General features: G+C 63.9%; 14 protein-coding genes. 5 read left to right on the top strand and 9 right to left on the bottom strand.

Annotated features, from left to right (window positions below; translation table 11 throughout):
* Positions 1 to 52 precede the first annotated feature (52 nt).
* From LH19_RS21470 to copC, 8 genes are all read right to left on the bottom strand, one after another.
* Positions 53 to 319: a hypothetical protein gene (locus tag LH19_RS21470; protein WP_054734095.1), complete on the bottom strand. Its 267-nt coding sequence runs from the start codon at positions 317 to 319 to the stop codon at positions 53 to 55.
* Between the two features lie 62 nt (positions 320 to 381).
* On the bottom strand, positions 382 to 747 hold the full coding sequence (locus LH19_RS21465; RefSeq protein WP_054731768.1) for a hypothetical protein: 366 nt from the start codon (positions 745 to 747) through the stop codon (positions 382 to 384).
* A gap of 129 nt (positions 748 to 876) precedes the next feature.
* Entirely contained in the window at positions 877 to 1335 is a 459-nt protein-coding gene (locus LH19_RS21460; RefSeq protein WP_054731767.1) for a YybH family protein, read from the bottom strand.
* A gap of 53 nt (positions 1336 to 1388) precedes the next feature.
* Complete coding sequence (locus LH19_RS21455; protein WP_054731766.1) at positions 1389 to 3710, bottom strand: heavy metal translocating P-type ATPase; 2322 nt, start codon at positions 3708 to 3710, stop codon at positions 1389 to 1391.
* Between the two features lie 166 nt (positions 3711 to 3876).
* Positions 3877 to 4554 (bottom strand): class I SAM-dependent methyltransferase, encoded by a 678-nt coding sequence (locus LH19_RS21450; RefSeq protein ID WP_054731765.1) that lies wholly within the window; start codon positions 4552 to 4554, stop codon positions 3877 to 3879.
* A gap of 137 nt (positions 4555 to 4691) precedes the next feature.
* Complete coding sequence (locus LH19_RS21445) at positions 4692 to 5417, bottom strand: helix-turn-helix domain-containing protein (protein WP_234715993.1); 726 nt, start codon at positions 5415 to 5417, stop codon at positions 4692 to 4694.
* Positions 5414 to 6382: a copper homeostasis membrane protein CopD gene (gene copD / locus LH19_RS21440; RefSeq protein ID WP_054731764.1), complete on the bottom strand. Its 969-nt coding sequence runs from the start codon at positions 6380 to 6382 to the stop codon at positions 5414 to 5416. The genes LH19_RS21445 and copD overlap by 4 nt, the downstream gene beginning before the upstream one ends.
* A 4-nt stretch (positions 6383 to 6386) precedes the next feature.
* Positions 6387 to 6770 carry a copper homeostasis periplasmic binding protein CopC gene (gene copC / locus LH19_RS21435; protein ID WP_054734089.1) on the bottom strand — a complete coding sequence of 128 codons (384 nt, stop codon included), beginning with the start codon at positions 6768 to 6770 and terminating at the stop codon, positions 6387 to 6389.
* A gap of 143 nt (positions 6771 to 6913) precedes the next feature.
* Here copC and LH19_RS21430 point away from each other — a divergent pair, with 143 nt between their 5' ends.
* The 5 genes from LH19_RS21430 (at position 6914) to LH19_RS21410 (ending at position 11382) form a co-directional block, all read left to right on the top strand.
* Positions 6914 to 7180, top strand: coding sequence for a hypothetical protein (locus LH19_RS21430; protein ID WP_054731763.1), 267 nt, complete (start codon positions 6914 to 6916; stop codon positions 7178 to 7180).
* A gap of 2 nt (positions 7181 to 7182) precedes the next feature.
* Positions 7183 to 7620 carry a periplasmic heavy metal sensor gene (locus LH19_RS21425; protein WP_054731762.1) on the top strand — a complete coding sequence of 146 codons (438 nt, stop codon included), beginning with the start codon at positions 7183 to 7185 and terminating at the stop codon, positions 7618 to 7620.
* Positions 7617 to 8201: an RNA polymerase sigma factor gene (locus tag LH19_RS21420; RefSeq protein ID WP_054731761.1), complete on the top strand. Its 585-nt coding sequence runs from the start codon at positions 7617 to 7619 to the stop codon at positions 8199 to 8201. The genes LH19_RS21425 and LH19_RS21420 overlap by 4 nt, the downstream gene beginning before the upstream one ends.
* A 119-nt stretch (positions 8202 to 8320) precedes the next feature.
* Positions 8321 to 10156 (top strand): copper resistance system multicopper oxidase, encoded by a 1836-nt coding sequence (locus LH19_RS21415; RefSeq protein ID WP_381448614.1) that lies wholly within the window; start codon positions 8321 to 8323, stop codon positions 10154 to 10156.
* The gene (locus LH19_RS21410) at positions 10153 to 11382 is read left to right on the top strand and encodes a copper resistance protein B (protein ID WP_054731759.1); all 1230 of its coding nucleotides are present in this window, start codon (positions 10153 to 10155) and stop codon (positions 11380 to 11382) included. The genes LH19_RS21415 and LH19_RS21410 overlap by 4 nt, the downstream gene beginning before the upstream one ends.
* On the opposite strand, the gene LH19_RS28175 is transcribed toward LH19_RS21410, so the two are convergent.
* Positions 11379 to 12151, bottom strand: a protein-coding gene (locus tag LH19_RS28175) for an IS5 family transposase (RefSeq protein ID WP_145923346.1) whose coding sequence is annotated in 2 segments (ribosomal slippage) — positions 11379 to 11833 and positions 11833 to 12151 — 774 coding nt in all. Because the reading frame shifts where the segments join, the coding sequence is not laid out codon by codon here. The two genes, LH19_RS21410 and LH19_RS28175, sit on opposite strands and share 4 nt — an antisense overlap.
* Positions 12152 to 12200: the final 49 nt, after the last annotated feature.

Raw genomic sequence — 12200 nt, 5'->3', positions numbered from 1 at the left:
TTTTGAATCGGGCGAGGCCATCCCCGGCGCATAGGCGCCGGGGATGGAGATATTACGCCGCGGGGTGCGCCATGTGGCTGCCGGTCATTTTTTTCATGCAATCGGCCGGATCGGCCTTCATCATGTCGCAGTCGCAGTTGGCCATCTGGGCGGACTTGTCCTTCACCCAGACGCGGACCCGCGAGCTGGTATTGGACTTGTTCGGTCCCGGCACCTGGCGGGTCTGCCATTCATAATGGCCGCCCGGTGCTTCCTGTGCGAAAACGGGAGCGGCAAGCGTTGCTGCCGCGAGCGCGGCAACGGCAAAAATCGGTTTCATGTCGAATTCCTCGGTTGAAAAGCTTGGGAACACGCCGAAACAGTCGGCGCGCATCGTGCAGTTCAGCCGAGGACTAGGGGTGGGTCAGGTTCGGGACCGAATGTTCTGCCAGCGAGCCGCCGGACAGGAAGCGGATCTAGCAAGCCCGGGACATGCGCTTTCGCCTCGATCGGCGTGGCCGGCGATACGACGGCGGGCGGAAGCGCGCAGCCCATCTTCGCGATGCAGTCGAGCGTGAGGCCTTGGCAGGGCTCTTTGTTCTGTGACTTTTCGATGCCCATCATTTCCGCGCATTCGTCACTCATGGCTGAGGCCGCAATCGCGGTGTCCGCGATAGGCATTGCCGGCGCCGACGCGAACGCAGCTTCCTGGGCCAGAAGGCCCAGCACAGCTCCGAAGAGCAGCAGCAGAGAAAGCCAGCGTTTCACGGTCGAAGCATGTTCCTTGTCAGTCTTGGCGTCAAACTGAAATTGCGGCGCCTGGACCGCCGAGCTGTTCGCGGGTAGCCCCGCCGCGGTTACACCCGGGCCAGATAATCCCTGTCCCGCCTGCCACCATCAGGACTTCGGTTTGCGCGAAGAACTGTGCAGGTTGATGATCCGCCATTTGCCGTCTGTCCATTTGAGTACGCTCGTCGCAACGCCATCGCGTTCGACCGTTTCGCCACTCGCGAGTATGATCGTGTAGGAATAGGTCTCGGTCGCGATCGCAACCTCGCCTTCGCCCCGCACCGAAACCTTATAGCCCTTGAAGGCGAAGGACTTGAACGCCTTGAGCTCGGGCGCGAGGTGGTGGTCGCGATAATGGACGAAATTTCCTTCGACACCGCCCGACTCGAAGATCTGGGCGTCGGGCGCGAACAAGGCTTCGACGCCCGACAGGTCGCGGCTCTCGATCGCCTGCTTATATTGCGCCAGCGTCGCCGTCGCCGCCTGATAATCAGGGGTTGGCACCGCGTGGGCGGGAACCGCGATGACCAGCGCCAGCCCGAACATCGCCTGTTTGATACCTCTCATCCCTATTCTCCCTTTCTGTACGCTGGCGGCATCCGTCCGCCGTGATGCTTCGATCAGATTTTCACGAACCGGAGCCGCAGCGAATTGGCGATGACGCTCACCGACGAGAGCGCCATCGCGGCGGCGGCGATGATCGGCGACAAGAGCAGCCCGAAGACCGGATAGAGCACACCCGCTGCGACCGGAATCCCGGCGACATTATAGGCGAAAGCAAAGAAGAGATTCTGACGGATGTTCGCCATCGTCGCATGGCTGAGATGCCGCGCGCGCACGATGCCCAGCAGATCACCGCGCAGCAGCGTCACACCCGCGCTTTCGATGGCGACGTCGGTTCCCGAGCCCATCGCGATGCCGACGTCGGCGGCGGCGAGCGCGGGGGCGTCGTTGACCCCGTCGCCGGCCATCGCGACGATCCGGCCCTCTTCGCGCAGCCGCTGGACGACCGCGCTCTTCTGGTCGGGGAGGACATCGGCCTCAACGTCGTCGATGCCGAGGCGCCGCGCGATGGCTTCCGCGGTGACGCGATTGTCGCCGGTGAGCATGATGACCTTGATTCCGGCTTCGCGCAGCGCCGCGAGTGCCGCGCCCGTCGTCTCCTTGACTGGATCGGCGATGGCGATGACGCCGGCCGCCTTGCCGTTGACCGCGATGTAGATCGCCGTTGCGCCGTCTCCGCGAAGCCGGTCCGCCGCCTCGGTGAGCGTGCCCAGATCGACGTCATATTCTTCGAGAAAGTTCGCATTGCCGAGGACGATCGCCTTTTTATCGACGACCCCGACGATGCCCTTGCCGACCGGCTGGTCGACGCCCGATGGCTCGACGAGCGCGAGGCCGCGGTCTTCGGCCGCCTTGACGATCGCGGCGGCCAATGGATGTTCGCTGCTGCGCTCAAGGCTCGCGGCAATCCGGAGCAGATCCTGCTCTTCGAAGCCGTCGGCGACTTCGATGGCGACGACCGAGGGCCGGCCTTCGGTCAGCGTCCCGGTCTTGTCGACGACGAGCGTGTCAACCTTTTCCATCCGTTCAAGCGCCTCGGCATTCTTGATCAGCACGCCGGCTTCGGCGCCGCGCCCCACGCCGACCATGATCGACATCGGCGTCGCAAGGCCGAGCGCGCACGGGCAGGCGATGATGAGCACCGAGACGGCGGCGATGAGGCCATAGGCCATGGCGGGCGAGGGGCCGAGAAGCGACCAGACGATGAAAGCGACAATAGCAACCACTATGACGCCGGGCACGAACCAGCCCGAAACGGTATCAGCGAGACGCTGGATCGGCGCGCGGCTGCGCTGCGCATCGGCGACCATCTGTACGATCCGCGCGAGCATCGTGTCGCGCCCGACCTTCTCGCTGCGCATGAGCAGGCCGCCCGTCTGGTTGATCGTTCCGCCGATCAGCGCCGCGCCGGCCTCCTTGGTGACTGGCATCGATTCGCCCGTAACCATCGATTCGTCGACCGTGCCGCGGCCTTCTACGACGATGCCATCGACCGGGACTTTTTCGCCCGGACGGATGCGCAGCATGTCGCCGACCGCGACTTCCTCGAGCGCTACCTCCTCGTCGCTTCCATCGCTGCGGACGCGGCGGGCAAGCTTGGGCGTGAGGTCCAGAAGCGCACGGATCGCGCCGCTCGTCGTCTCGCGCGCCCTGAGTTCGAGCACCTGCCCGAGCAGCACCAGCACCGTGATGACCGCGGCGGCCTCGAAATAGACCGCGACGGAGCCGTCGGCGGCGCGGAAGGCGGCCGGAAAGATTTGCGGGGCGATCGCCGCGATCATGCTGTAGCCCCACGCGACCCCCGTCCCCATCGCAATGAGAGTGAACATGTTGAGGCTCTTGTTGCGGACCGAGAGCCAGGCGCGCTCGAAGAAGGGCCAGCCCGCCCATAGAACGACGGGGGTCGCGAGCAGCATCTGGATCCAGTTGCTCGTCTGGCGACCGACATATTGGTGGAGACCCGTCAGATGGCCGCCCATTTCGAGCGCGACCACGGGAAGGGCGAGAAGGAGTCCGATCCAGAAGCGCCGCCGCATGTCGCGATATTCTTCGCTTGGGCCGTCCGATGCGGCTGGCATGATGGGCTCGAGTGCCATGCCGCAGATCGGGCAGCTTCCAGGGCCGGGGCGCTGGATTTCGGGATGCATCGGGCAGGTCCAGATGGCGCCTTCGGGTGCATCGGCTGCGGCGGGCTCGCGTTTTGCGGCATAAAGATCGGGATCGGCCTCGAATTTGGCGAGGCAGTCCGCGCTGCAGAAATAGTGATGCTTGCCGCTATGCGTCGCGGTGTGAGGTGTGGTGGCCGGATCGACCATCATGCCGCAAACGGGATCGGTCGTGCTCCCGCTGCCTTTTTCTGCGCCCTGATGATCGTGCATCGCCGCCGCTCCCGTATGTGTCGGATGCCCGCCTCGCCGCGGGGCGGTCCAAACGCTACCGGTCGAGTTCGCCGCTGGCGTCGTTCCCGGCGGTTCCAGAATGGAGCCGCTTCTATCGATACGCAAGAAGAGCGGTTATCCCTTGGATTTTCTTTGCCCCGTACCGTCAGGTCCCAGGCTTTCGGGCCTCGATGATCGCGATCGCACCGGTTGGCGTGCGGAACGTCTCAAGTTCGCGAACATCGCAGAAGCCTGCCTCTCTCATCAGCACCGGGAGCAATCCATCGGCGTTGGGTTGGGTGTCCTGGACGCCGTCGAGCTGCTGGATCGTCAGGCGGAACAGCAACCGCATGAGGCGGCCGCGCTGTTCCCCATAGTCGGCGACATAGAGTTTGCCGCCCGGCGCGAGCACCTGCCGGGCCTCGCGTAGCAGACGTGCCTTTTCCTTAAGCCCGACCTGATGAAGGACGAGGCAGATCGCAATCTTGGAAGGCGAGGGCCAGTCATCGATCGCCGAAGCCGCGAAAAAGCCAACTCGAAACTCCGGCGGTGGAACAATCTGCGCGGTCTTCGTTCGGGCAATTCGCGTCGCGGCCTCGTCGGGGTCGAAACCAAGATAGCGGACGTCCCGGCTATGGCGAGCGATCGCCAGCGCGAGATTTCCCGTACCCGAGCCGATATCGAGAATGACGTCACCCTCGCCGAGCGCCATATAGCGAACGAGACGGTCGCGCCACACGCGCTCACGCGTCGTCACCGCGACGCCGAAATCATAAAGGGGCGTCAGGATGTGATAGCCTGCCGCTGGCGTATAGGATCTGGCTACGGGTGTCGGGTCGGGCATGACCGTCTCCTTTCGACGCTTTGGCTTGCCGCCGGATTGCGGCCGCAATCGCCGGTCTCGACGAGACGCTTAAGGGCAAACAGGCGCGGCGGTCTTGAATGTTTCGCCGGGGCGACGCGGTGCGAGGCGCATCCGGCTCAGGGCACGATTTCGAACGCGAAGGCGCTGAGGCCAGCCGAAGGCGTCACTCCGAGCCATTGGGCGCAGCGGCGCGTGAAGTGCGACTGATCGGCAAAGCCTCCTGCCGCCGCGGCGTCGGCGAGACCTCCGCCGCCGACCAGCGCCCGCACTGCGCGTTGAAGCTGGAGCCATTGCAGCAATTTGGCCGGAGGCACGCCGAAGTCGCGGCTGACGATTTCGCGCAGGCGCGAGGGTGAGAGGCAGGCAACGTCGGCCAAGGCGCGGGCACTCGACAAATCATCAGGGGCCGCGAGCGCCTCGGACAGGCGTGCATCCACCGGACGCGCCTGCGACCGGTCGAGATAGTCGGACGCCCAGCGCTTCGCGTCCGCGCCGCTTGCGATCCCATCGAGGCCGGCCAACTCCGCCGGCGTCAACAGGACAGGCACCGATCCAACGGACAGGCGCGCATCGGCACGAAAAAGCGGATCGAGATAGAATGACCGCACGAGGGCGCCCGGCGGCCCCAAGCGGTGCCGGACATGCGACGCTATGGCGACGCCTTGCCCGGCAGGGACTATCATGTCGACGTCGCCGGAAATTTTGAGGTCGCGTTCGACGGCGAGGCTGATCTGATGCGCCACATGGCTATGGGGACGGCTGATCCCGATGCGCGCATCGATCAATGCCCAGCCGGTCCCGAGCATGATCGAACCCGACCAGGAGGCGGTGTTGGGCGTCAAACCGGATCGGCGACGACGAACGGCTCGAGCGTCCCGAACCAGGCAACCAGCGCGAGTATGGCGAGCGCGGCCGATGCTTCGATGATCAGGCTCCTGCGCATAGCCGCGAGCGCTGCATCTGGATCGGAATCGACGCTTTCTGCATCGTCGCCTGCGGCGGCCGCCGCGAGCGCAGGCGTCAGTCGCCAACGATTGGCGGCCGCGAGCGCAAGCATCAGTCCAAACAGCGCGAGCTTGGCAAGGAGCAATTGTCCATAAGGTGACCCGAGAGACCGGCCGAGATTCTCGGCGCCGACGATCATCTGGCTATTGATGAGACCGGTGGCGGCAATAACGAGGACGCAGATCGTGCCGACGCGCGAAAATTGATCGAGGCTTCGCGCCCCAATTTGGAGTCCGCCCGGCCATTCGCGGACGCGACGTGGTGAGATCAGGATCAGGAAGGCGCCGATCGCGCCGATCCAGACCGCGGCTGCGATTAGGTGCAAGATGTCGCTGATCCGGTGCACGGTGCCTGCGGCGCCTTCGGTCGCGCCGGCGTGGCCGGACCAGACCAGACTCGCGACGGCCACCGAGCCTGCGGCCGCGAGCACGGCGGCCGAAGTTGTCGGCCAGCGGACCATCCAGATCGCGACTGCCAGCGCGAGCAGCAGCGCTGCGCTCCGGTAGACCCAAGCTGTGCCGACGTCGGTCTCGCGCACAAGGTCCCAGAAAGGCTGGAGTTCCAGGGAGAGGAGCCCCACACCCTGCATCGAAGCCGCGAGCACGCCCATCCCCAAGATGGAGAGTAGCAGTCCGGCGGCGCAGAGCCATCGCTCTGCGCGCCAGATCGAGGCCATCATCGACTGCGGCGCAAGGCGTTCGCTTCGTGTCAGCGCATAGAGCGGGAACGCAGCAAGGCCAGCGATGAGCATCAGGTCCGCATAAAGTGCGAACCTGATGCCGATCAGGACGGGGTCCCCCACCGCTTTACTTAACGGTGAAGCTGAATTCGCTACCCATGCGATGGGTATCGGCGCCGGCCGCCGACCATTTGACCTTGTAGGTTCCGGGCGTCAGCGGCCGCTTGAGCATCAGCATCGCCGACTTGCCCTCTTTGCCCATCATCGACGAGTAGGGCACCTTCATCGGTGCATGATTGGCCATGTCGGGCATGCCGGTCATGACCAGCTCGGTCTTGAGGGTCGAGGCGACGATCTTTTCGTTGAACTGCAGATTGACCGACGTGACCTTCGAAACGGTCGAATTGGCGGCCGGCGTCGAGCTGACGAGCTTGGTGTGAGCGCTCGCTGCGACCGGCGTGATAAGCAGTGCGAAAGCCGCCGCTGCAGAGGGGAGAAGAGACTTGAACATGAACACCTCCAAATGCGTGTCTGTCCTGCTAATACGCAGGATATCGGCATGGCCCTCAAATATTCCGGTATAATATTCCGGTATGAGGGGTGAAGCGCTTCGGCGCGTATGTACAATGATGGAAAGGTTTGAAGAGACGATCGATGGATGAGGAGCTTCGCATTTTGAACAGGATCGATCTGCCCGCAGCGCTCGACGCGCTCGACGATCGCATCATGGGTGCATTGGCGATCCGCCGGCGCGAAGCGGTAGCGACGCGCCGCCTGATGGCGCTCGCGGCCTTTGTCTCGCTTGGCGGCGGTTTTTTTGCGGGGAGCGCGATTTCCCAGCCGGCGGTCGCGGCAAGTCCCCTTACCCCGTTCGGTCCGCCTAGCGCATTGGCGCCTTCCACCTTGCTGGGCGTGCAGTAACGATGCCGTCGCGCCGTCTTCTTCTCGTGGGGCTCATTGCTTTCGCCGCGGCGATTGCCGGCGTGTTCGTCGGCCGTCTGGTGGCTGATGCGCCCAGAGCCAGCGAAACCGAACTTCATGCGCTTCTTCACGGTCAACTTGACCTGACCCCGGAGCAGGAAACGAAACTCGAGCGGATCGAAGCCGACTTCGCCGGTCGCCGCCAGGCGCTTGAACTCGAGATGCGCGCCGCCAACGTTCGGCTCGCGCAGGCGATCGAAGCCGAGCATGGCTATGGACCGCGCGTCACCGAGGCGATCGACGAGACGCATGAGGTGATGGGGACATTGCAGAAGGAAACGCTCCAGCATCTCTTCGCGATGCGCGGGGTTCTCAACCCCGATCAAGCGGAGATGTTCGACAAGAGCGTGGTCAAGGCGCTGACCGCCGATGCGCGGTGAGCGCCGACCTATCGCAATGTAGCGACCAGGATCTGGCGGGGTTTGCGCGCGCGCACCGCGAGGACGCCTATCGCGAGTTGCTGCGCCGTTATAAAACGGGTGTCTACCGGCTCATCGTAAAGCAGATCGGCGATGCCGACGAGGCGATGGATTTGACGCAGGAGACGTTCGTCTCCGGTTTTTCGGCGCTCGATCGCTATGATGGCGATCGTCCCTTCCGCACATGGATCGCCCGTATCGCGCTCAACAAATGTCGCGACTGGGCACGACGGCGAAAGGTGCGGGCCTTTTTCTCCCGCGCGCTCCCGCTCGAAAATGCGCATCACGTAGCAAGCGATGGTCCTGCGCCCGATTCCGCGGCGACCGACAGGCGAGAGCTCGCCAAGGTTCGCGGGGCGATCGATCAACTGCCGCAGAATTTGCGCGAAGTCTTGCTCCTGCGCGGTGTCGACGAGGTCAGTCAGGCCGAAACCGCGGTCATTTTGCGCGTCAGCGAGAAGACGGTCGAAACTCGCCTCTACCGAGCGCGGACCAGGCTCCGGGAATTACTCGCGGGAACATCCGCGAGTACGGAGGGTTGACGGTTCGACCGCTCGTTCAGGCGGCATCTCCTCATCGTCCGGCATTTTTGTTGAGGGGCAGCCGTGCCGCCTGCGTATAGCTTTAGGAACAGTCAGTAACGGTCGGAAAGAATATGCAGATGGAAAGGCGTCGGTTCGTCAGTGGAGCTTTGGGCGGAGGGGCGGCTGCGGCGATGGCCGCATGGTTCCCGGCCTGGGCCCAGCCGGTGTCGTCCGGCATTACCGCGCCCCTCCCGACTGTATCCGGTAACGACATCACGCTGCGCATCGCGCGCCAGACGATGCGCATTGATGGCAAGGTCAGCCGCGCAATCGGGATCAACGGCACCGTGCCCGCGCCGCTCGTCCGGCTGAAGGAAGGCCAGACAGCGCGCCTGACCGTCGTCAACGATCTCGACGAGGAAAGCTCGATCCACTGGCACGGCCTGATCCTGCCGTTCCAGATGGACGGCGTGCCCGGCGTCAGCTTCCCGGGCATCAAGCCGCGCTCGACCTTTGTCTATGAATTCCCGGTCGTTCAGTCGGGGACCTATTGGTATCACAGCCATTCGGGATTGCAGGAGCAACTCGGCCACTATGGCCCGATCGTCATCGATCCCGCGGGCGCCGACCCGATCGGCTATGATCGCGAGCATGTCGTTGTACTCTCCGACCACAGCCAGATTTCGCCCGAGGCGATCTTCCGCAAGCTCAAAGTCAATCCCGGCCATTTCAACATGCAGCGCCAGACGCTGAGCGGTCTCCTTGCTGGCAAGGACCAGTCGCTGAAGGAACGGATCGAGTGGGGTGCCATGCGGATGGACCCGACCGACGTCGCTGACGTCAATGGTTCGACCTACACTTTCCTCGTCAACGGCCACGGCCCGCGCGACAACTGGACCGCGCTCTTCAGCCCGGGCGAGCGGGTGCGCCTGCGTATCGTCAATGCGTCGGCGATGACGATCTTCAACGTCCGCATCCCGGGCCTCAGGATGACCGTCGTCCAGGCTGACGGGCTCAATGTCGTGCCGACCGAGATCGACGAGTTCCAGATCGCGGTTGCCGAGACCTACGACGTCATCGTGACCCCGGTCGAGGACCGTGCTTATACGCTCGTTGCCGAGGCCAATGACCGCTCGGGCATGGGACGCGCGACGCTCGCGCCGCGCGCCGGCATGGTCGCCGAGGTGCCGCCGCTCCGCGAGCGGCCACTCGCGACGATGAAGGACATGGGCATGGGCGACATGTCGGGCGGCTCGATGGCGGGTATGGACCATTCGGGTGGCGATATGGGCGCCATGCCCATGCCGGCGAGCGATCCTTCCTGTCCCCCTGAACATGCCAAGATGGGCCATTGCACGCCAGCGGGAGAAAGCGGCGCGATGGCGGGCATGGATCATGGATCGGGCGGAGGCATGCAGCACAGCATGCGCGACTTCAGTGTCGCGCCGCAGGTCAAGCGCGACCCGAGCGTCCAGACGATCTCGCCGATGCCGATGGATCGCATGGGCGAGCCAGGGCAGGGACTTGAAGACGTCGGGCACAAGGTGCTGACGTACCACGATCTGGTGGCGCTCGAGCGCAACCCTGACGTGCGCGCTGCCTCGCGCTCTCTCGACATCCATCTGACAGGCAACATGGAACGCTTCATGTGGTCGTTCGACGGCGTGAAGATGTCCGACCATCACGAACCCATCCCCTTCATCGAGGGCGAGCGGGTGCGTGTGAACCTCATCAACGATTCGATGATGAGCCACCCGATCCACCTCCACGGCCATTTTTTCGAGCTGGTTACGGGCAAGGGCGATCGCTCGCCGCGCAAGCATACGGTGCTCGTCCAGCCGGGCGGGGTCGCGAGCTTCGATTTCACCGCCGACGCGCTCGGCGACTGGGCGTTCCATTGCCACCTTCTCTATCACATGCACGCGGGGATGATGCGCGTCGTCAGCGTCCGTCCGAAGGGAGACGGCGAATGAGCCGGATCGCGCTTCTCCTCGCGGGTATCGCCCCGCTGACCTTTGCTGTGCCCGCCGCGGCGCAGTCGATGGATCATTCGATGCATGGTGCGGTGCCCGCGCCGACACCCGCTCCCTCGCCAACGCCAACGCCAACGCCAGCGCCCGCGCCGGTAGCGCAGCCCGCGCCCGAAGCGCCGGCCGAAGGGTCGATGGAGCAGATGAACCATGGAAGCATGCAGGGCATGGACATGGAGCCCGAAGCTTCAAGCTGCCTACCCGAACATGCCGCGATGGGTCATTGTACGCCGGAGGCGAAGGCTTCTGACAAGAGCGCTTCTGACATGGGTGCGATGGATCATGGCGCACCGCCGCCGTCCGATCCCGATTGTCCGCCGGAACATGCCAAAATGGGCCATTGCACCCCGAAGGGCGGGTCTCCGGATCCCATGGCCGGAATGGAAGCTATGGCGACGACGAGCGGCGCCAGCGGCACCGACTTGCCGCCAGGCGATGCCGCCGCACCCGCGCCTCCTGGCGACTGGTATGCCGATCGCATCTACCCCAAAGCCGAAATGGAGCATTCGCGCCACGATATGATGAAAGAGAATGGCGCGCAGACCATCGCTTTCATCAGCTTCAATCTTGCCGAATATCAGGCGCGCAAGGGCCGCGACGGGTTCCGCTGGGACGGTGAGGCTTGGTACGGCGGCGACATCAACCGGCTGACGATCAAGAGCGAAGGCGAGGGCGTGTTCGGTGAAGGCATCGAAGGCGCGGAGGTACAGGCGCTCTACAGCCGGGCGATCGGACCCTATTTCAACGCGCAGGCGGGTATCAGGCAGGACCTCGGACCCGGTCCCGATCGCACTTATGCGACGATCGGTTTCGAGGGGCTCGCGCCCTATTGGTTCGAAGTCGAAGGCGCGCTGTTTCTTTCGAACAAGGGTGACTTGCTCGCCCGGCTCGAAGGTTATTACGACCAGCGCATCACGCAGAAGCTGATCCTCCAGCCGATGGCGGAGGTCAATTTCGCGCTGCAGGACGTGCCCGAGACCGGCGTCGGTTCGGGGCTTTCGGATCTCGAGCTCGGGCTTCGCCTGCGTTACGAGGTCGTGAAGGAATTCGCGCCTTATGTGGGCGTCGAATGGGCACGCAAGGTCGGCGATACCGCGCGTTTCGCCCGCGCGGCGGGCGAGGATGCGAGCGGAGTTAATTTCGTGATGGGGGTGCGGGCCTGGTTCTAGGGCGTAGACTCATTAGCGGCGATCCATAGGCGTGTGCAGAAGAGCTTGATGGCAGCGAGGAAGTTATCGCTTCGTTTGTCGTATCTGGTGGCCAAGCCTCTGGCGTTTTTGAGTTTCCCGAAGAAACGCTCGACCAGATTACGGTAGCGATACAGGAAGCTGCTGAACGCGAAGCCTTTGCGACGATTGCGCTTGGCTGGGATGTTGGCGAAGCCACCCTGCGCGGTGATCTGACTGCGAATGGCATCGCTGTCATAAGCCTTATCGGCGAGAAAGGTGGTGGCGTTCGGCACGGCGGCCAGCAGCCTCTCGGCCTCACGGCAATCGCTCGCCTGGCCTTCGGACAGATGCAGTTGGATCGGCAGGCCGCGACCATCAACCAGGGCATGGATCTTGGTTGTCAAACCGCCCCGGGAACGTCCCATGCAGCGATTTGGGTCCCCCTTTTTAGGGTCGCACCGTGCTGGTGGACCCGGATGGAAGAACTGTCGATCATGACCAACTCGCCGTCGAAGGCTTGGCTCACCGCTTCGAGAAGGCGGTCCCACACACCGGCTTTGCGCCAGCGCACGAAACGGTTGTAGCAGGTGGTATGTGGGCCATAGCGCTCGGGAATATCAGCCCAAGGACTGCCCGTGCGAAAGCGCCACAATATCCCGTCGATGACCCGCCGGTCATCCACACGCGGAACCCCGCGAGGCTTGTTCGGCAACAACGGCTCGATCACCAGCCACTCATCATCGGTCAGTTCAAATCTACGACGCGTCATCCAAAGCTCCTTCCCGAAGCCTTGAATCAACCGCGCCCGCGCCGCGCAA

This window comes from Sphingopyxis macrogoltabida, assembly GCF_001314325.1.
GTDB lineage: Bacteria > Pseudomonadota > Alphaproteobacteria > Sphingomonadales > Sphingomonadaceae > Sphingopyxis > Sphingopyxis macrogoltabida.
Note: the sequence above shows the minus strand (reverse complement) of the source record. Positions and strands in the feature narration are given on the sequence as shown.